This window comes from Nocardioides sp. YIM 152588, assembly GCF_040191335.1.
In the GTDB taxonomy this organism is placed as follows: Bacteria; Actinomycetota; Actinomycetes; order Propionibacteriales; family Nocardioidaceae; genus Nocardioides.
In genome coordinates this window covers 1-18,891 of record NZ_JBEGDJ010000069.1, presented here as the reverse complement: position 1 = coordinate 18,891, position 18,891 = coordinate 1, and the positions used below count along the sequence as shown (strand labels likewise).

The 18,891-nt window shown below is 74.6% G+C and carries 20 protein-coding genes and 1 pseudogene; 5 read left to right on the top strand and 16 right to left on the bottom strand.

The window, feature by feature from the left end; genetic code table 11:
- The 10 genes from ABLM29_RS20505 to ABLM29_RS20460 form a co-directional block, all read right to left on the bottom strand.
- A partial coding sequence (locus ABLM29_RS20505; protein ID WP_349716433.1) for an MFS transporter occupies window positions 1–805 on the bottom strand: 805 nt, incomplete at its 3' end.
- 152 nt (window positions 806–957) lie between these two features.
- A complete protein-coding gene (locus ABLM29_RS20500; protein ID WP_349716432.1) occupies window positions 958–1,152 on the bottom strand; it encodes a hypothetical protein in 195 nt (64 codons plus the stop codon).
- Window positions 1,153–1,232: 80 nt separating this feature from the next.
- Window positions 1,233–2,120, bottom strand: coding sequence for a bifunctional DNA-formamidopyrimidine glycosylase/DNA-(apurinic or apyrimidinic site) lyase (mutM, locus tag ABLM29_RS20495; RefSeq protein WP_349716431.1), 888 nt, complete (start codon window positions 2,118–2,120; stop codon window positions 1,233–1,235).
- Window positions 2,121–2,129: 9 nt separating this feature from the next.
- Entirely contained in the window at window positions 2,130–2,846 is a 717-nt protein-coding gene (rnc, locus tag ABLM29_RS20490; protein WP_502889285.1) for a ribonuclease III, read from the bottom strand.
- Between the two features lie 19 nt (window positions 2,847–2,865).
- Window positions 2,866–3,051 carry a 50S ribosomal protein L32 gene (rpmF, locus tag ABLM29_RS20485; RefSeq protein WP_136593985.1) on the bottom strand — a complete coding sequence of 62 codons (186 nt, stop codon included), beginning with the start codon at window positions 3,049–3,051 and terminating at the stop codon, window positions 2,866–2,868.
- Window positions 3,052–3,068: 17 nt separating this feature from the next.
- Complete coding sequence (locus ABLM29_RS20480; protein WP_349716430.1) at window positions 3,069–3,614, bottom strand: YceD family protein; 546 nt, start codon at window positions 3,612–3,614, stop codon at window positions 3,069–3,071.
- A 133-nt stretch (window positions 3,615–3,747) separates the two neighbouring features.
- Complete coding sequence (coaD, locus tag ABLM29_RS20475; protein ID WP_349716429.1) at window positions 3,748–4,242, bottom strand: pantetheine-phosphate adenylyltransferase; 495 nt, start codon at window positions 4,240–4,242, stop codon at window positions 3,748–3,750.
- A 10-nt stretch (window positions 4,243–4,252) separates the two neighbouring features.
- On the bottom strand, window positions 4,253–4,849 hold the full coding sequence (gene rsmD / locus ABLM29_RS20470) for a 16S rRNA (guanine(966)-N(2))-methyltransferase RsmD (protein ID WP_349716428.1): 597 nt from the start codon (window positions 4,847–4,849) through the stop codon (window positions 4,253–4,255).
- Window positions 4,846–7,116, bottom strand: a complete 2,271-nt coding sequence (locus ABLM29_RS20465; protein ID WP_349716427.1) for an ATP-dependent DNA helicase RecG — start codon at window positions 7,114–7,116, stop codon at window positions 4,846–4,848. Before ABLM29_RS20465 ends, rsmD begins: the two co-directional genes overlap by 4 nt.
- Before the next feature lie 48 nt (window positions 7,117–7,164).
- Window positions 7,165–8,910, bottom strand: coding sequence for a DAK2 domain-containing protein (locus ABLM29_RS20460; protein ID WP_349716426.1), 1,746 nt, complete (start codon window positions 8,908–8,910; stop codon window positions 7,165–7,167).
- Window positions 8,911–9,110: 200 nt separating this feature from the next.
- Here ABLM29_RS20460 and rpmB point away from each other — a divergent pair, with 200 nt between their 5' ends.
- Window positions 9,111–9,296 carry a 50S ribosomal protein L28 gene (rpmB, locus tag ABLM29_RS20455; RefSeq protein WP_141012862.1) on the top strand — a complete coding sequence of 62 codons (186 nt, stop codon included), beginning with the start codon at window positions 9,111–9,113 and terminating at the stop codon, window positions 9,294–9,296.
- Window positions 9,297–9,448: 152 nt separating this feature from the next.
- Here the strand turns inward: rpmB and ABLM29_RS20450 are convergent, their stop codons facing one another.
- Window positions 9,449–10,447: a thiamine-phosphate kinase gene (locus ABLM29_RS20450; RefSeq protein ID WP_349716425.1), complete on the bottom strand. Its 999-nt coding sequence runs from the start codon at window positions 10,445–10,447 to the stop codon at window positions 9,449–9,451.
- A 140-nt stretch (window positions 10,448–10,587) separates the two neighbouring features.
- On the opposite strand from ABLM29_RS20450, the gene ABLM29_RS20445 reads away from it, so the two are divergent.
- A complete protein-coding gene (locus tag ABLM29_RS20445; RefSeq protein ID WP_502889284.1) occupies window positions 10,588–10,824 on the top strand; it encodes an Lrp/AsnC family transcriptional regulator in 237 nt (78 codons plus the stop codon).
- A 14-nt stretch (window positions 10,825–10,838) separates the two neighbouring features.
- On the top strand, window positions 10,839–11,309 hold the full coding sequence (locus ABLM29_RS20440; protein ID WP_349716424.1) for a DUF3515 family protein: 471 nt from the start codon (window positions 10,839–10,841) through the stop codon (window positions 11,307–11,309).
- 89 nt (window positions 11,310–11,398) lie between these two features.
- Here the strand turns inward: ABLM29_RS20440 and ABLM29_RS20435 are convergent, their stop codons facing one another.
- Window positions 11,399–12,535, bottom strand: a complete 1,137-nt coding sequence (locus ABLM29_RS20435; protein ID WP_349716423.1) for a D-alanine--D-alanine ligase family protein — start codon at window positions 12,533–12,535, stop codon at window positions 11,399–11,401.
- Between the two features lie 24 nt (window positions 12,536–12,559).
- On the opposite strand from ABLM29_RS20435, the gene ABLM29_RS20430 reads away from it, so the two are divergent.
- Window positions 12,560–13,708 (top strand): trans-sulfuration enzyme family protein, encoded by a 1,149-nt coding sequence (locus tag ABLM29_RS20430; protein ID WP_349716422.1) that lies wholly within the window; start codon window positions 12,560–12,562, stop codon window positions 13,706–13,708.
- 94 nt (window positions 13,709–13,802) lie between these two features.
- Here the strand turns inward: ABLM29_RS20430 and ABLM29_RS20425 are convergent, their stop codons facing one another.
- From ABLM29_RS20425 to ABLM29_RS20410, 4 genes are all read right to left on the bottom strand, one after another.
- Window positions 13,803–14,807: an NAD(P)H-dependent glycerol-3-phosphate dehydrogenase gene (locus ABLM29_RS20425; RefSeq protein WP_349716421.1), complete on the bottom strand. Its 1,005-nt coding sequence runs from the start codon at window positions 14,805–14,807 to the stop codon at window positions 13,803–13,805.
- Window positions 14,804–15,541 carry a lysophospholipid acyltransferase family protein gene (locus ABLM29_RS20420; protein WP_349716420.1) on the bottom strand — a complete coding sequence of 246 codons (738 nt, stop codon included), beginning with the start codon at window positions 15,539–15,541 and terminating at the stop codon, window positions 14,804–14,806. Before ABLM29_RS20420 ends, ABLM29_RS20425 begins: the two co-directional genes overlap by 4 nt.
- 88 nt (window positions 15,542–15,629) lie before the next feature.
- Window positions 15,630–17,255, bottom strand: coding sequence for an alpha/beta fold hydrolase (locus ABLM29_RS20415; protein WP_349716419.1), 1,626 nt, complete (start codon window positions 17,253–17,255; stop codon window positions 15,630–15,632).
- 53 nt (window positions 17,256–17,308) lie between these two features.
- A complete protein-coding gene (locus ABLM29_RS20410) occupies window positions 17,309–18,514 on the bottom strand; it encodes an NAD(P)/FAD-dependent oxidoreductase (protein ID WP_349716418.1) in 1,206 nt (401 codons plus the stop codon).
- A gap of 106 nt (window positions 18,515–18,620) precedes the next feature.
- Here ABLM29_RS20410 and ABLM29_RS20405 point away from each other — a divergent pair.
- A pseudogene (locus ABLM29_RS20405) lies at window positions 18,621–18,891 on the top strand (2-phospho-L-lactate guanylyltransferase); the annotation flags it as partial.

Below are 18,891 nucleotides of genomic sequence, written 5' to 3'. Positions count from 1 at the left end.
CGTCGAGGGAGTAGAGCACCAGCACCGACCACGCGGCGCCCCAGGTGAAGTTGAAGGCCAGGATCACCAGGGTCAGCGTGCGCACCGCCGCGTGGCCCCACAGCCAGCGCAGCCCCTCGGCGATGTCGCGGCGCACGTGGCTGCGGGCCGTCGGCCCGGCGCCCTCGACCCGGGGCGGACCCGCCACCCGGATCCGCGAGACCAGGACGACGCCGGCCAGGATGCACAGCGCCTGCACGCCGAAGGGCGCCGCCGCGCCGACCGCGAACAGCGCCGCGCCGATCGGCGCCCCGGCAAGCTGGTTGAGCGTGATCACCCCCGCGAGCATCCGGGCGTTCGCGATGCCGAGGTCGGCCTTCGGGACCATCATCGGCAGCAGGGTGCCGGCGGCGGTGTCCACGAAGACCTCGGCGGTGCCGACCAGGAAGACCGCGACCAGCACCAGCGTGATGTCGACCCACCCGGTGACGATCGTCAGGCACAGACCCGTGACCACGAGGGCGCGCAGCAGGTTGGCGGCCATCATCAGCCGGCGTCGGTCGACGCGGTCGGCGATCGCGCCGGCGTACAGGCCGAAGAGGAGCCACGGCAGCTGCTGGCACAGGACCGCCATCGACACCAGCAGCGGGGATCGGGTCTGCGAGGCGACCAGCAGCGGGCCGGCGGCCAGCGCGATGCCGTCGCCGAGGTTCGTGGTCAGGCTGGACGCGAGCAGCCAGCGGAAGCCCGCACCCAGGCGGGCGGGCAGCACGCGGTCGACCAGGGACGTGACAGGGCTCGCCGAGGGGCTCGTCGCGGGACTCACCGCAGGACCTCACACAGAACGGGCCCGGGCGGGCGGCAGCAGACGCAGGATGGGCCCGGCGCGGGGCCGGGCGAGGGCTCAGCGAGCCGGGTCGCGCCGCGTGGGCGCGCGAAGGAGGGCCGCCGGCGGGTGCGGCGGCGGGACGAGCGGCCTCAGGCCGGCTGCATCTCCTGCGGATCGGCCAGCAGCTCGGCCGCGCGGGCGGCCATCAGCCGGTCGTTCTCCTCAGAGAGACGGAGGACCAGGGACTCAAGCTCGGCGACCCGGTTGCGCAGCCGGGCGTTCTCGACGGCGAGACGAGGGTCGCGGAGGTCGCTGTTCAGGTGCCCGATCAGCGCCTTGGCCATGGAGAGAGCCTTCCGGTTCGAGAGCGACGGACCCTGGGAACAAGGGCCGTCTCCAAGAGTCCCACCTCGGCCGCCTCCGGTCAAACGCGACGGCGGGTCCGGGGCACCGGCTGGCAGCCCGGGCAGAAGTAGGAGGAGCGGTTCATGAACGCCACCCGCCGGATCGGCCGACCACAGCGGTCGCAGGCCTCCCCCTCGCGCCCGTAGGCGTGCAGCGACCGGTCGAAGTAGCCGGACTGCCCGTTGACGTTGACGTAGAGCGCGTCGAAGGAGGTCCCGCCCTGCGCCAGCGCCGCGGTCATCACGTCGCGGACGTGGCCGAGCAGCTCGCGGACCTGGACCGGCCGCAGCCGGTCGCCGGGGCGCTCGCCGTGCAGCCGCGCCCGCCACAGCGCCTCGTCGGCGTAGATGTTGCCGACCCCGGAGATCAGGCCCTGGTCGAGCAGCAGCCGCTTGACGCCGGAGGTACGCCGGCGCACCCGCGCCACGAAGGCCGCGTCGTCGAACTCGGGGTCGAGCGGGTCGCGGGCGATGTGCGCGATCTCCGCCGGCAGGTCGGCGCCACCCGGCGAGACCGAGAGGCCGCCGAACATCCGCTGGTCGACGAAGCGCAGCTCACCGGCGGGGACGCCCCCGGCCGGGGCGGACCCCGGCGGGAACGACAGCGCGAACCGGACCCGCAGGTGCCGCTCGGGCGGGGCGCCCGCGGGCTGCACGAGCATCTGGCCGCTCATGCCGAGGTGCGCCAGCAGCGCGTCGCCGTTGTCCAGCGGCAGCCAGAGGTACTTGCCGCGGCGGCGGGCCGCCTCGATGCGGCGCCCGGTCAGGGCGGCGGCGAAGCCGGAGGCGCCACCGGGGTCGCGGCGCACGGGGCGCTCGTGGAGGACGTCGACCAGGGCGATCGTGGCGCCGACGACGTGACGTTCGAGGCCGGCGCGGACGACCTCGACCTCGGGGAGCTCGGGCAACGGCCGGGCTCAGTCGGCGACGGCGGCGGAGTCGGAGTCGCCGAGCGCGGCGACGATCTCGCCGTACGCCGTCTCGGCGGCGCCCTGCTCGGCCTCCTTCTTGGAGCGGCCGGTGCCGTTGCCGTAGAGGCGCTCGCCGACGCGGACCTGCGCGGTGAAGGTCTTCTGGTGGTCGGGGCCCTCGTCCTCGATCACGTACTCCGGCACGCCGAGGTTGTGCTCGGCGGCCAGCTCCTGCAGCGACGTCTTCCAGTCCAGGCCGGCGCCCAGCGCGGAGGCGGCCTCGATCAGCGGGTCGAACAGCAGGTGCACCACGCGGGAGGACACCTCGATGCCGCCGCTGAGGTGGATCGCGCCGATCACCGCCTCGACGGTGTCGGACAGGATCGACGCCTTGTCGCGGCCGCCGGTGGTCTCCTCACCGCGGCCGAGCTTGATGTGCTGACCCAGCTCCAGGTCGCGGGCCACGCCCGCGAGAGCGCGGGCGTTGACCACCGCCGCCCGGAGCTTGGCCAGCCGGCCCTCCGGGAGGTCGGGGTGCCTGAGGTAGAGGGTCTCGGTGACCACCACGCCGAGCACGGAGTCCCCGAGGAACTCCAGGCGCTCGTTGGTGGGCAGCCCGCCGTTCTCGTACGCGTACGAGCGGTGCGTGAGCGCGCGGTCGAGCAGCTCGGGGTCCAGCTCCGGGTCCCCGAGCGCTCGCCGCAGCTCGCCGTAGGCGGTGATGCCGAGTCCTACGTCAGGATCAGAGAACCTGGCGACGCTCGGCGCGGGCGCCGTACTGGCCGCAGGTGCCGCACGCGCGGTGCGGGAGGTGCTTGGCGCCGCAGGCCGGGTTGGCGCAGGTCACCAGAGCCGGGGCGACCGTCTTCCACTGCGAGCGACGGTGCCGCGTGTTGCTGCGCGACATCTTCCGCTTCGGAACAGCCACTGTCTTCTCCTCGTTGCTTAATCCTCACCGCTGCCGTCAGCGGTGGAGTCCTTGTCGAGCTGGGCGAGGGCCGCCCAGCGCGGGTCGATCGCAGCCTCGTGTGCGTGGTCCGGATCGTCGGCCAGGCGCACCCCGCACTCGGGGCACAACCCGGGACAATCCTCCCTGCACAGCGGCTGGAACGGCAGTGCCAGCACCACCGCGTCCCGCAGTACGCGCTCCAGGTCGATCAGGTCGTCCTGGACCACGTTGGTCTCGTCCTCCTCCTCGCTACCGGGGTGGTAGTCACGGGAGTCGTCGTAGACGAACAGCTCCTGGAAGTTCACCGCGAGGTCGTCGCGGATCTCGTCCAGGCACCGCACGCACTCCCCGACCAGCTCGGCCGAGGCCTCACCGGTGACGAGCACGCCCTCCATGACCGCCTCGAGACGCAGGTCGAGCTCGACCGGCGCTCCCTCGGGAACGGAAAGGACTTCGATACCGAGATCTGCCGGGGCCGGAACCGTCCGCGACACCTCTGTCTGGGACCCCGCACGGCGACCGAGCTCGCGAGTGTCGAGCACGAGCGGCGCTCTCGGGTCCAGGGCAGTCAGGGGTTCACTTCCAGGTCCGGGCACAACAAATCGGGACAATCGTAGTGGCGCGGGAGAGCAGCGGCAAAACCCGGTGGCCCCTCCCGGCGCGCGCCGGCCGCCGTCACGCCGCGCCGCCGTCACGGGCGGCCAGCCGGGCGGTCAACCGCTCGTGCACGGCGGGCGGCACCAGCTCGGAGACGTCGCCCCCGAGCGCGGCCACCTCCTTGACCAGGCTGGAGGAGACGTAGCCCAGCGAGGCGGTGGTCGGGATGAAGACGGTCTCGACCCCGGTCAGGTGGGCGTTCATCTGCGCCATCGGCAGCTCGTACTCGTAGTCGTTGCCGCCACGCAGCCCCTTGACCATCGCCTGGGCCCCCATGTCCCGGCAGAAGTCGACGATCAGCCCCGAGAAGCCCATCACGGTCACGTTCGGCAGGTCGACGCACGCCTCGCGAAGCATCTCCAACCGCTCCTCGGGGTCGAACAGCCGGTTCTTCGACGGGTTGCTCCCGGTCGCGACGATCAGCTCGTCGAAGAGGGAGGCGGCCCGCCGGAAGATGTCGAGATGCCCGTTGGTCACGGGGTCGAAGGATCCGGGGCACACGGCTCGGGTCATGGCGCAGACGCTATCGGTCGGCCCCGGGGGCGGCGAGCACCGGCTCCGCGAACCACAGCGTGGTCTCCCCGTACTTGCGCGCCCCCCGCTTGCCCGGCAGCGGCGCCAGCCCGTCGGGCCAGGTCGGCTCGGGGCTGCGGCTGGACCGCTCGACGACCACCAGCGCCTCCGGCGCGAGCCAGCCGGGCGCGCTCAGCAGGGCGAGGTCCTCGGCCAGCCGCGCCTCCGTGAGCGGGTACGGCGGATCGCTGACCACGACGTCGTACGGCTCCGGCGGGGGCTCGGCGAGGAACCCGCCGACGGTCCGGGCGTGCACCCGCGCCGCGTCGCAGCCCAGGTCGCGGGCGTTGGCCTGGACCAGCGCGGCGGTCCGCTTGTCCGACTCGACCAGCGTGACGGCGGCCGCCCCCCGCGACCAGGCCTCCAGGCCGAGCGCCCCCGAGCCGGCGTACAGGTCCAGGACGCGCAGGCCGTCCAGGGTGCCCATCAGCGACTCGATCGCGGAGAAGAGGGACTCCCGCACCCGGTCGCTGGTCGGCCGGGTGGCGTCGCCCTTCGGCGTCGCGAGCCGGCGGCCGCGGGCGCGGCCGGCGATGATCCGGGTCACGACATCTCCACGAAGTCCGCGTGCGCGCTGATCTCCAGCTCCCGCACCGCGGCTTCCAGGCCGGGCACCCCGCCCAGCGTCGGGTCCGCCTCCAGCAGCCCCTCCGCGGCGGCGCGGGCCTCGACGATGGTGTCCTCGTCGCGCAGCACCCGGAGGTTCTCCAGGCTGGAGCGCCGCCCCGCCTGCGAGGCGCCCAGCACGTCGCCCTCGCGCCGCTGCTCCAGGTCGATCCGACTCAGCACGAAGCCGTCGGTCGTCGACGCGACGGCGTCCAGGCGCTCGCGGGCCGGGGACTCCGCCTCGGCCTGGGTGACCAGCAGGCACAGCCCGGGCAGGCCGCCGCGGCCGACCCGGCCGCGCAGTTGGTGGAGCTGGGAGACGCCGAACCGGTCGGCGTCGAGGATCACGATCGCGGTGGCGTTGTGCACGTCGACGCCGACCTCGATCACCGTCGTGGAGACCAGTACGTCGACGTCGCCGGCGGCGAAGGAGCGCATCGTGGCGTCCTTCTCGTCGGCGGGGAGCCGGCCGTGCAGGCCGGCCAGCCGCAGCCCCGCCAGGGGGCCGGCCGTGAGGCGTGCCAGCACGTCCTCCACGCTCGCGGCGCTCGCCGGCCGGGCGACCGCCTCGCCGTTCTCGTCGACGTCGACCGACTCGACCTGGTCGGCCTCCGCCTCGTCGCCGGCGATCCGCGGGCAGACCACGTAGACCTGGTGGCCCTTCTCGACCTCCTCGCGGACCCGCGCCCAGACCCGCTCGAACCAGGCCGGGTGGTCGGCCAGGGCCACCACGTTGGACTGGATCGGCGCGCGGCCGGCCGGGAGCTCCGACAGGGTCGAGGTCTCCAGGTCGCCGAAGACGGTCATCGCCACCGTGCGCGGGATCGGCGTCGCGGTCATCACCAGCAGGTGCGGCGGCGCCGACGCCTTCTCGGTCAGCGCCGCGCGCTGCTCCACGCCGAACCGGTGCTGCTCGTCCACCACCACCAGGCCCAGGTCGGCGAAGATCACCTGGTCCTGCAGCAGCGCGTGGGTGCCGACCACGATCCCGGCCTCGCCGCTGGCCACCCGGGAGAGCGGGCCGGTGCGCTGGGTCTTGGTCATCGAGCCGGTGAGCAGCTCCACGCAGGTGCCCTCGGCGGCGCCGAACAGGCCGCCGACCGCCAGGTCGCCGAGCATCGCGGTGATCGAGCGGTAGTGCTGCTGGGCGAGCACCTCGGTCGGTGCCAGCAGCGCGGCCTGGCCGCCGGAGTCGACCACCCGCAGCATGGCCCGCAGCGCGACCAGCGTCTTCCCGGAGCCGACCTCGCCCTGGAGCAGCCGGTTCATCGGGTGGGTCTGCGCCAGGTCGGCGTCGATGTGCTCCCCGACCTCGGTCTGCCCCGCGGTGAGCGTGAACGGCAGCGTGGCGTCGAAGGCGGCGAGCAGCCCGCCCCGGTCGCCGGTGCGGGCGGTGGCGCCCAGGGCGCGGGTCGCGCGGCGGCGCCGGCCCAGCACGAGCTGGGTGATCAGCGCCTCCTCGAACCGGAACCGGTGCAGCGCCCGCGTCACCTGGTCGCGGTGCTCGGGCCGGTGCACCCAGTCGTAGGCCTGGGCGATGTCCAGGACGTCGTACTCCTCCCGGAGGTCGGCGGGGAGCAGCTCGGGGAGCTCCTCGACGACCTGGAGGGCGAACTTCACCGCGCGCGCCACGTCCCAGGACTCCACGCCCTTGGTCAGCGGGTAGATGGGGAAGAGGTTGCCGAAGTCGAGGACCTCGCTGACCCGGTCGTCGGCCAGCTTTCCCGCGGGGGCGTCGGCGTCGCCGTCCTCGGCGTCCGCGAGCCCGAAGATCGTCATCTGCGGGTTGACCAGCTGCCAGGTGTCGCGGAACCGGTCCGCCTTGCCCAGGAAGACGCCGCGGTTGCCCTCGGCGACGCGGCGCGCGTGCCAGGCCGCGGTCCCCTGGTTCTTGGCGAAGAAGGTCATCGTCAGCCGGGCGCCGTCGGTGCGCAGCAGCGCCTCCACCCGGTACGCCGGACGGCCGGTGCGCCGGTCGCGGTAGGTGTGCGTGGCGCACTTCTCGATCTCGCCGACCACGCAGAGCATCTGGCCGATCCGCAGGTTCGCGACCCGGCTCAGCGACCCGGTCTCGAGGTAGCGGCGCGGGAAGTGGCGCAGCAGGTCGCCGACGGAGCGCAGCCCCAGGCCGGTCTCGAACTTCTTGCGCTTCGCGGGGCTGGTCGCGCCCAGGACCGCGGTCAGCGGCGAGTCGAGGGTGATCACCACCGTGCTTGTCTCCTCACTCGGGCGCCGTCTCGGCTCTTGCTCGGCACGTCACTCGACCGACAGCAGCAGCGGGTAGCGCTGCTGCCCTCCCCGATAGGTGACCACGTCGACGTGCGGGTGCTGGGTCTCGACCCAGTCGGTGATCGCCTCGGCCAGCTCGTCGCCGCCGTCCTCCCCCGCGACCAGGGTGACCAGCTCGCCGCCCGCGGCGAGCAGCCGCTCGAGCACCACCCGCGCGACGCCGACCCGGTTCGACCCGACCACGGCGAAGTCGCCGGCGATGACGCCGAGCACGTCGCCCGGCTCGCACGGGCCGGCCATGGTCATCGCGGTGCGGGCGGCGATGGTGACCGCGCCGTGCCGGACGTGGCGGGCGGTCGCGGTCATCTCGGTGACGTCCTGGTCGAAGCCGCGCCCCGGGTCGTGCACCGCGAGCGCGGCCAGCCCCTGGACCTGGGCGTAGCTGGGGATCACCGCCACCCGGATCCCGCGCGGGTCGTCCGCCTCCGCGGTGGTCGCGGCCGCCTGCGCGGCGCGGACCGTGTTCTCGTCGTTGGGCAGCACCACGACCTCCCGGGCGCCGCTGGCGGCGATCGCCTCCAGCAGCTCGCCGGTCGACGGACGCCGCCCGGCCCCGCCCTCGACCACCACCGCGCCGGCCTCGGCGAAGAGGTCGGAGAGGCCGGGGCCGGCGGAGACCGCGACCACGCGGCGCAGGGCCGGGGCCGCCGCGACGGGCTCGGCGTGCGACTCGCCGCCGGCGGCCTGCTCGGCGAAGTGCGTGATCCGGATCCGGTGCGGGCGGCCGTCCTCCAGCGCCGACTCGACGGCCAGCCCGGGGTCGTCGGTGTGCACGTGGACGTTCCAGAGCCGGTCGGCGCCGACCACCACGACCGATTCGCCGATCTCGCCGAGTCGGGCGCGCAACCGCCTGGCCGCCTCGGGCTCGGCGTCGAGCAGGTACATCACCTCGTAGGCCGGCCCGGCCTCCGCGCCCGTGGCGTCTCCCCCGGCCCCGTCGGCCGTCGCGGGCGCCGGCACGGGCACGGGTGCCCCGGCCGGGGGCGCCCGGTGGCCGATCACCACCGGGCGCTCCGCGGGGCGGCGCCCGGCGAAGACCTGCTCGGCTGCGTCCAGCAGCACGCACATCCCCTGGCCGCCGGCGTCGACGACGCCGGCGCGGGCCAGCACGTCCAGCTGCTCCGGGGTGTGCACCAGCGCCTCCCGGGCCGACGCGGCGGCCGCGGTGAAGACGTCGCGTGCCGGGCTCCCCGGCCGGTCCGCCGCCTCGACGGCGGCGGTCGCCGCAGCGCGCAGGACGGTCAGCATCGTGCCCTCGACCGGCTCGCCGACCGCCGCGTAGCAGGCGTGGCTGGCCTGGTCGAGCGCCTCGGCGACCTGGACCGCGTAGGTGACCGTCGGCGCCGGGTCGGCGAAGCGGCGGGCCAGCGCGCCGAGCATCTCGCTGAGGATCACCCCGGAGTTGCCCCGCGCGCCGAGCAGGGCACCGCGGGCGAACGCCGCCAGGGCCTCACCCGTGGGCCGGTCGGTGGCGTCGCGGATCGCGTCCCGCGCCGAGACCATCGTCAGGTACATGTTGGTGCCGGTGTCGCCGTCCGGCACGGGGTAGACGTTGAGCGCGTCGATCTCCTCGCGGGCCGCGGCCAGCGCGTCGACGGCGACGTCGACGAAGCGGAGCACCACCGGCAGCGAGATCGCCTCGACGTCGGGACGGCCGGGCGTCGACGCCGCGTCGACCCGCCGCCCGGTCTGCTCGCCCATGCCCGCGTCCATCGGGGGTCACCCTAGTGCCGACCTCCGGGATTTCGGCGCTGGGGCGGGAGTCGGATATTCTCTTCCGGTTGCCCGAAGCAGGCCCGCGACCCGCGGGCCACGGCGAGCCGCCACCGCGTGCGCGCCGGTCACGGGACCACCACCGGTCTCACCTCTCGGGCTGTCCGACTTGATCAAACCGCAATCTCCTAGGAGTCACCGTGGCCGCCGTGTGCGACATCTGCGACAAGAAGCCGGCGTTCGGAAACAACCGGCCGTGGTCGCGCAAGATCACGAAGCGTCGCTTCAACCCCAACATCCAGCGCGTCCGCGCCGTCGTGAACGGCACCCCCAAGCGCCTCAACGTGTGCACCGGGTGCCTGAAGGCCGGCAAGGTCAGCCGCTGACCTGATCACTCGCTGATCCGTCTCCGGGTCGGCAGACGCTCGCAACCCAGCCTTCGCGAGCGGCTGCCGGCCCGTTGTGCGTTTTCCCGCGAGTCGGCACAAACTGACCGGGCCCGGCGCCGAGTCGGCAGAAAGTTTCTGCCGACTCGCGCTCAGAAGTGGGTCCAGCCCTCCGGGCCCTCGTAGCCCGCACCGTCCACGGTGACCCGCGGCCCCTCGGCGTCGTCCACCGCACGCACCTCCCCCACCTCGCGCCACCCCTCGGGCAGCGCGACCTCGGGCGGGAACGTGGCCAGCAGGCAGTGGTCGTCGCCGCCGCCGAGCACGAACTGGATCGGGTCCGCGCCCGTCGCGGCACCGACCGCCACCAGCGGCTCCGGTACGTCGAAGGCGTCGGTGCGCAGGTCCAGGACCACCCCCGAGCCGCGGGCCAGGTGGCCGGCGTCGGCGACCAGGCCGTCCGAGACGTCGATCATCGCGCTCGCCCCCGCCTCCGCGGCGACCGGCCCGGCGTCGTACGGGGGCTCGGGTCGGCGGTAGGCGTCGACCAGCACCCGCGGCGACCGGAAGCCGCGACCGAGCACGGCGAGCCCACCGGCCGCCCATCCCTGCCGCCCGCAGAGCGCGACGCGGTCCCCGGGGCGGGCGCCGGTGCGCAGCACCGGGGAGACGCTGCACGCACCGAGCACGGTCACCGAGACCACGATCCGGTCCGACGCGGTGATGTCGCCGCCGACGACGCCGGCGCCGACGGACGCCGCCTCCTCGGCGAACCCCCGGGTGAAGTCCAGGGCCCACGAGGCGGGCAGGTCCGGCGGGGCGGCGAGCCCGACGGTGAGCCACTGCGCCCGACCGCCCATCGCGTTGACGTCGGAGAGGTTCTGGGCCGCGGCGCGGTGGCCGACGTCGACCGCGTCCGCCCACTCGCGGCGGAAGTGACGCCCCTCCACGATCACGTCGGTGGAGACGACGACGTGTCCCTTGCGGACGCGCAGCACCGCGGCGTCGTCGCCGGGGCCGACCAGCACGTCGTCGCCGGGCGCCAGGGCGCGGACGACCTCGTCGATGCGGGAGATCAGACCGAACTCGCCGAGGTCGGCGAGGGTCGCGGAGCCCGGGACGGGCGTGGACCGGGGAGCGCTGTCCGACATGACCCCATCCCACCAGATCGGCGCGTGGCGCCCGCGAGGGACCCGCCCGCTCGGGGTGCGCGGCAGCGGGATGTGCGTCGCGACACCTCGCGGGAGTAGGTTGCCCAAGACCCCACCCCCCGACTCGAGGAGTGCGACCCATGGTGGTGCAGGCCTACATCCTGATCCAGACCGACGTCGGCAAGGCCGCGGAGGTCGCCCGCGAGGTCGGGCAGGTACCGGGCGTCACCCTCGCCGAGGACGTGACCGGTCCCTACGACGTGATCGTGCGCGCCGAGGCGACGACCGTCGACGAGCTCGGCCAGCTGGTGGTCTCCAAGGTGCAGAACCTGGAGGGCATCACCCGCACGCTGACCTGCCCGGTCGTCCACATCTGAGGGTGCGCCGACGGATGCCGGCCGCTGCGGCGGCCGGCCTGGGGGTCGTGCTGCTCGCCGGGTGCGGCGGCCCCGTGCAGATCGACGTACCGGACCTCGACGCGGACGACGCCGCCGCCTGCGCCGCGTTCGCCGACGACCTCCCGGCGACGCTGGCCGAGCAGGAGCGGGTGGAGAGCGAGCCGGCCGACGCCCCCGGCGCGGCCTACGGCGACCCGCCGATCGTCGTCACCTGCGGGGTCGGCGAGCCGCCCGGCTTCACCGCCGGCTCCCAGTGCGAGCTGGTGAACGACGTCGGCTGGTACATCCCCGACGAGCAGTACGAGGACGACTCGCTCGACCTCACGATCTACTCCGCCGCCAACCGGCCGCGTGTCGAGGTGCTGGTGCCGGGCGAGTACCGGCCCAACGCGGCGGCGGCCGTGATGGCCGCGCTCGCGCCGCTGGTCACCGAGCACACCGAGCAGGTCTCCGACTGCGTCTGACCCGGGCAGCCGCAGCGCGGCCCGGTCGTGTGCCCGACAACCCTGCATGACGGTGCCACAGGCACACGACGCGGCCGCAGCGCGGGCGGTCAGCGCAGGCCGGTGCCGCGCTGCAGCGCCAGCCGCAGCAGGCGGTCCACCAGGGCGCCGTACTCCAGTCCGCTGGCCGCCCACATCCGCGGGAACATCGACAGCGGGGTGAAGCCCGGCATCGTGTTGAGCTCGTTGACCACCAGCGAGCCGTCGGGCATCAGGAAGAAGTCGACCCGCGCCAGGCCCTCGCCGCCGACGGCGCGGAAGGCGCGCGCCGCGAGCTCCTGCATCCGGGCGGTCACCTCGGTCGGGATCCGCGCGGGCACGTCGAGCTCGGTGTGCTCCTCGGGCAGGTACTTCGCGGCGAAGTCGTAGAACTCGTGCTCGCCGGTGATCCGGATCTCGGCCGGGACGCTGGTCTCGACGCCGCCGTCGAGGGTCTCCAGCACGCCGCACTCGACCTCGCGGCCGCCCTCGGCGCTGACCTCGACCAGGATCTTGGGGTCGTGCACGAGGGCGTTCTCGATCGCCTCGGCCAGGCCCTCGGCGTCGTGCGCCTTGCCGATGCCGATGCTGGAACCGCCGCGGGCGGGCTTCACGAACAGCGGGTAGCCGAGCTCGGCGGCGCCGGCCAGCACCGCGTCCGGGTCCGCGCGCCACTCGCGCTCGGTCACCGTGGTGCTCTCCATCACCGGGAGCCCGGCGGCGGCCAGCACCACCTTCATGTAGGCCTTGTCCATGCTCACCGCGGAGGCCAGCACGCCGGCGCCGACGTAGCGCACGCCGGCCATCTCCAGCATGCCCTGGATGGTGCCGTCCTCGCCCCAGGGGCCGTGCAGCAGCGGCAGCACCACGTCCACCTCGCCGAGCGCGCGCGGCGGCGCGGACGGCTCGCTGATGGTCAGCCCGGCGCCGGCGCCGGTGCGGGCGAGGGTGACGCCGGGGCGGTCGCCGTCCACGGCCGGCAGCTGGCCGGGGCCGCTGATCCGGAGGCGCTCGGGGTCGTCGGCCTCAAGCACCCACCGGCCGTCCGGGGCGATCCCGACCGGGATCACCTCGTAGACGTCGCGGTCGAGTGCGCTGAGGACGCTCCCCGCGGTGACGCAGGAGATGGCGTGCTCGCTGGAGCGTCCGCCGAAGACCACGGCGACGCGGGTCCGCTGGGTCGGGCTCGGTCCGGTGGTCTCGTTCATCGGGGCAGACCCTACCGTTGAGCCATGGCCGACGACTCCCCCGCATCCGAGCCCACGGCACCCGCTTCCACCTCCGCCCCGGCCGCCGCCCCCGCCGCCCCCGGCGCCGGCTGGCGACCGAGCACCGTGGCGGTGACCGCCGGCCGCCCGCCGCACGCCCCGGACCAGCCGCTGAACCCGCCGATCACCATGGCGTCGACGTACCGGGCCGGCGGCGACGTCGAGTACGGCCGCTACGGCAACCCCACCTGGACCGCCTTCGAGGAGGCGCTCGGGGCGCTCGAGGGCGGCCGCGCGCTGACGTTCGGCTCGGGGATGGCCGCGGCCACCACGCTGCTGGACCTGGTCGGCCAGGGCGGCACCGTGATCGCCCCGCGCCACGCCTACCAGGGCAGCCTGGTCGCGCTCGGCGACGCCGAGCTGCGCGGACGGCTGCGCTCGACCCTGGTCGACGTCACCGACACCGCCGCCGTGATCGCGGCGATGGAGAAGGACGAGGACACCGCGATCCTGTGGCTCGAGTCCCCGACCAACCCCGCGCTGGAGATCGCCGACATCGAGACCCTCGCCTCCGCCGCCCACGAGCTGGGGATCCGGGTCGTCGTCGACAACACCTTCGCCACCCCGCTGCTCCAGCGGCCGCTGGACCTGGGCGCGGACATCGTCCTGCACTCGGCGACCAAGTACCTGTCCGGCCACAGCGACGTGCAGCTCGGCGCCCTGGTCACCGCCGACGAGGAGGTGTACGCCGCCCTCAAGTCGCGCCGCGACCTCGCCGGGAACCTCGCCGGGCCGTTCGAGACCTGGCTGGCCCTGCGCGGGCTGCGGACGCTGCACCTGCGGCTGGAGCGCGCCCAGGCGAACGCTGCCGAGCTGGCCCGCCGCCTGGCCGACCACCCGGCCGTCACCGAGGTCCGCTACCCCGGCTTCGGCGCCGTCGTCGCCCCGGTTCTGGTCGACGCCGACCGGGCCGACCTGATGGTGCGCTCGACGCGGCTGTGGGTGCACGCGACGTCGCTGGGCGGGGTGGAGTCGATGCTCGAGCGGCGCCGCCGGTGGAAGACCGAGTCGCCGACCATCCCCGAGGGCCTGGTCCGGATGTCCGTCGGGATCGAGGACGTCGAGGACCTCTGGGACGACCTCAGCCAGGCGCTCGACCGCGTCGCCTTCTGACAACGAGCGCGAGTCGGCAGAAACTTTCTGCCGACTCGCGTCCTCGCGGGCCGAGTCGGCAGAAAGTTTCTGCCGACTCGCGCCAGGAGGAGGCCTACCCGATCTCGGCCTTGGTGTCGCGGGCGATGAAGCGCTCCATCAGCTCGCTCGTCGAGAGCCGGCCGGCGACGACCTCGTCGACGTGCTCGGCGATCGGTACGTCGACACCGTGCTGCGCCGCCAGGGCGCGGATGGAGGAGCACGACTTCGCGCCCTCCGCGACCTGGCGGGTGGAGGCGTAGATCTCCTCGACCGTCATCCCCTGGCCGAGCTTCTCGCCGAACGTGCGGTTGCGCGAGAGCGGCGAGGAGCAGGTGGCGACCAGGTCGCCGAGGCCGGCCAGGCCCATCAGGGTCAGCGGGTTGGCGCCCAGCTTCATCGCCAGCCGCGCGGTCTCGGCGAGGCCGCGGGTGATCAGCGAGGCGGTGGTGTTGTCGCCGAAACCGAGGCCGACGGCCATGCCGACGCAGAGGCCGACCACGTTCTTGTAGGCGCCGCCCATCTCGCAGCCGAGCACGTCGACGCTGGTGTAGGGCCGGAACGCCGGCGAGTGGCAGCGCTTCTGCAACCGCTGCGCGACCTCCTCGTCGGCGCAGGCGACCACCGAGGCGGCCGGCTCGCGGCGGGCGATCTCACGGGCCAGGTTGGGCCCGCTGACCACCGCGATCCGCTCGGGGCCGACGTCGGCGACCTCGCCGATGACCTCCGACATGCGCTTCAGGGAGCCCAGCTCGACGCCCTTCATCAGCGACACCAGGACGGCGTCCTTCTGCAGGTAGGGCGAGAACGTCGGCAGGTTGTCCCGCAGCGTCTGCGACGGGATCGCCAGCACGACCGTGTCCGCGCCGGCCAGCGCCCGCTCGGGGTCGTTGGTCGCCGCGATGCTGTGCGGCAGCTCGATGCCGGGCAGGTAGTCGGTGTTCTCGTGGGCGTCGTTGATCGAGGCCGCGAGCTCCTCGCGGCGCGCCCACATGGTGACCTCGTTGCCGGCGTCGGCCAGCACGATCGAGAACGCGGTGCCCCAGGAGCCCGCCCCGACGACCGCGACCTTGCCGCTCACTTGCGACCCCGCTTGAACCGGTCGCCCTGGACGCGCATGTCGTAGCGCTCCACCGGCGCCTCCTGTCCGCGGATCAGCTCGAGCTGGTGGGTGATCGCCGCCATGATCCGGTCCGTCGCCTCGTTGACCACCGACGCGTCGCGCTCGCGGTCGACGAGGTCGCTCAGGTCGACCGGTGGGCCGACCCGCATGGTGATCTCGCGCGGCGGCACCACGTGCGGCTTCTTCGTGTACGGCGGCAGGATCTCGTGGGCGCCCCACTGGCCGACCGGGATCACCGGGCAGCCGGTCTCCAGCGCGATCCGGGCGGCGCCGGACTTGCCGCGCATCGGCCACATCTCGGGGTCGCGGGTGATCGTCGCCTCGGGGTAGACCACGACGCACTTGCCGTCGTGGATCGCCTGGACGGCCGCCGCGTAGGCGCCGACCGCGCCGCTGCTCTCCCGCTCGACCGGGATCTGCCCCGCGGCGCGCAGGAACGTGCCCAGCGCCTTGTTCTTGAACAGGCCCGACTTGGCCAGGTAGCGCGGCAGCCGGCCGTGGTCGTAGACCAGGTGCGCGGCGGTCAACGGGTCCAGGTGCGAGATGTGGTTGAGCGCGATCACGAAGCCGCCGGTCTCAGGCAGGTTCTCCCCGCCGATCCAGCGCCGCCGGGTCGTCGCCAGCAGCACGGGCTTGAGGATCACGACCCCGACGTCGAACGCCCATCCCCGCTTCTCCGTCAGATCACGCACCGTCACGAGGATGCAGGCTACCGGTCGGTGACGTCGGCCACGGCGACCGCCCGACAGGTCGGGGCCCGGGCCCCGATGGGATCCGGGCTCAGGCGCCCACCACGCGGGCGGCCGACCCGCTGGTCTCCACCGAGATCCCGGAGCCGGCCAGCAGCACGGCCGCCGTGGGGTCGGCCAGGATGCTGCCGGCGGGCGCCCCGGCGGCCAGTGCCACCGCCTCGTCGACCCCGGCGCCCGCGACCGGGCCGCCGTCGACGGGCACCTCGTCGATCGCCACCCCGACCGCCACCCCCGGGGCGACCCCGCCCGCCAGGGCGCGGCGCACCGCCCGGATCGCCGTGGCCGGCCCGTCGAAGAGCAGCACCGGAGTGCCGTCGGCCCGCCGGCGCGGGCGACCGCCGGCCGCGGCGAGCGCCGCCAGCGGCGCCTCGGCGCCCGTCCCCGCCACGGAGACGACGGCGGCGAGCACCCGCTCGCTCGTCGGCTCGGGGATCGAGGCGAGGAAGGACTCGACCTCGTCGAGGATCTGGTCGGCGTCGCCCCACGGCACGTGGTCGCGGCCCTCCAGGAAGCGCAGCACCGCCCCGGGCACCCGGTCGGCGATGTAGGCCGCCTCGGCGGGGTCGAACAGCTCGTCCCCCGACCGGTGCAGCACGAGCGTCGGCGCCGCGATGCTGGGCAGCACGTGGCGCACGTCGATGGTGGAGTTCATCTCGAGCAGTGCCCGCACGGTCGACGGCGTCGCCGCCGCACCCATCCGCCGTTCCCACCAGCGCTCCATCGCCTCGTCCACGCTGTCCGGGCAGCGGTAGCGGATGTCTCCCGCCCAGTCCCAGGTCGCGACGAGCCGGTCCGAGTAGGCGCGCCGCTCCTCCGGCCGCTTGGCCCACGGGTAGTCCGGCCGCCAGGTGCGGCACGAGGAGCCGCCGTACAGCACCAGGGCGCGGACCCGCTCCGGGTGGAGCGCCGCCATCAGCAGCGACATCGGGACGCCCTCGGAGTAGCCGAACAGGACCGCCCGCTCGGACTCGACGGCGTCCATCACGGCGAGCACGTCGTGCATCCGCGTCTCCAGGTCCGGTACGCCGGAGGGCCGGTCGGACATCCCGGTCCCCCGCTTGTCGAACCGGATGAGCCGGCCGAACCCGCCGAGCCGGTCCAGGAAGTGCGCGTGGCGCGGGTCGTCCCAGTCCAGGTCGAGGTGGGAGATGAAGCCGGAGACCATCACCAGGTCGAGCGCGCCCCCGCCGGTGACCTGGTGGGCGATGTGGAGGCCGTCGCTCACGGTGTAGCGCACGTGTGGCCGGGCCGGCGTCGGGGCGGCCGCGGGGGCGGGCGCGGCGACGGGCACGGGGACGGGCACGGGGACGGGCTCGGGGGCGGCCTGCGTCTCGGCCGGGCGCGCCTCCTCGACCGGCCCGACGTAGCGGTACCCGCGGCCGTGCAGGGTCCGCACCAGCGCCTGGGTGCGGCCGTCGTCACCGAGCGCGCGTCGTACCTGCTTGATCCGGCTGGTCACCGCCGAGTCGCTGACGAAGCGGCCGCCCCAGACCTCGTCCATCAGCTCCTCCTTGGGCACCAGGCGGTCGCGGTGGCGCACCAGGTGCAGGAGGACGTCGAGCGCCTGCGGCTCCAGCGGCAGGGCGCGCCCGTCCCTCCGGAGCTCGAACGTCGTCTCGTCGAGCTCCAGGCCGTCGGCCAGGATCAGGACCACGCCACCCATCGTGGCACCACCGGCGCCGGAGCGCCCGCGATCGCCCGTCACGCTCAGGCGGCGACCGGCTCCGCGAGTCCCGGCGGCGTCGGCCGGGCGGCGAGCTCGTCGGCCTCGCGGTCCAGCGCCGCGCCCAGCTCGGACTGCAGCTCGGCGAAGCGCGCGCCGTGCGGCAGCGTGGCCAGGTCGCGGGTGATCCGGAAGAGGTCGGCGGAGACCGCGTCCCGCTCCGCCTCGTACTCCGCGAGCGCGGCGCGCTCGGGCCGACCGCCCAGGAGCCACCCGCCGAGGGCCTCGGCCAGGAGCTCGGCGTGGTTGAACGCGTCGGAGATCCCGTGCCCGGTGATCGGGTCGCGGTGGTAGCCGGCGTCCCCGACCAGCGACCAGCCGGGGCCGTGGGCCCGGCGCCGGTGGTTCGGGAGCCGGGAGCCGCTGCGCACGCGCCCGACGACGCGGCCGTCGTCGCCGACCCGCGCGGCCAGCCGCGGGGCGGCCTCCCCGAGCAGGTCCAGGAAGGCCCGCCCGCGGTCCTCGCCGCGCGCCGGGCGCTCGTCGAGCAGGTGGGCCGGGCGCATCACGAACACGCACCCGGCGTCGTCGTGGGTGGGGAAGACCCCCGAGTACGCGTCGTGCCCCGCGTGGAACTCGTAGCCGCGCCACGCCCCGCCCTCGACGTAGGCGTACTGCGCGGCGAGATCGGTGGTGCACGACGCGGTGACCTCCGCGCCGACCAGGCGCGCGACGGACGAGCGGAGCCCGTCCGCGCCGACCACGTGCCGCGCGCGGACCCGGACCGGGTCGCCGCCCCGGGTGCGACCGGCGACGCCGACGACGCGCTCACCGTCGCGCAGCAGCTCCGTGACCGAGACGTCGGTCCGCAGCTCGGCCCCCGCCTCGACGGCCGCCCCCGCGAGCAGGTCGTCGAGCACGTAGCGTCGCGGGGCGACCAGCCGGTCGACCCCGGCGCGCGCCTTCACCGGCAGCGTGCGCTCCCACTCCGGGTCCCCGACGGTCAGCTCGCGGACCGCGGGCGCCCCGGAGTCGATCACCGCGTCCAGCAGGCCCCAGCGGTGCAGCTGCACCACGCCGGGCCGCACGATGCCGTGGGTGGAGAAGACGTCGCGCGTGGGCTCGCTGCGGTCAAGCACGACGACCCGCAGCCCGCGGGCGGCGAGGAGTCGGGCGGTGGCGGAGCCCGCGCAACGGGCACCGACCACCGCGACGTCGTAGGTCTGGTCCTGGGTCTCGTTCCTGGTCATGCCACCACCCTGCGACGGCGCGGGGCCGGCGCCTTGGAGACCGTGTGGAGGTCGCCTGGAGACCCTCGGGCCGGGGAGCCGCCCACCGGCTGGGAGGATGCCGGGCATGTCCGCGTTCGTCCTGCTGGTCCCGGTGAAGTCCCCGGGGTCGGGCAAGTCGCGGCTCGTCGGCGTGCCGGACCGCCCGGGCCTGGCCGCCGCGTTCGCGGCCGACACCGTCGCGGCGGCACTGGCGGCCGACCGCGTGGCGCACGTGCTGGTGACCACCGACGACGAGGGCTTCGCCGCCACGCTCCGCGGCCTCGGCGCCGAGACGACCGGCGATCCCGGCGGCGGGCTCAACGCCGCGCTGCGGGCCGCCGCCGCCGAGGCCGCCG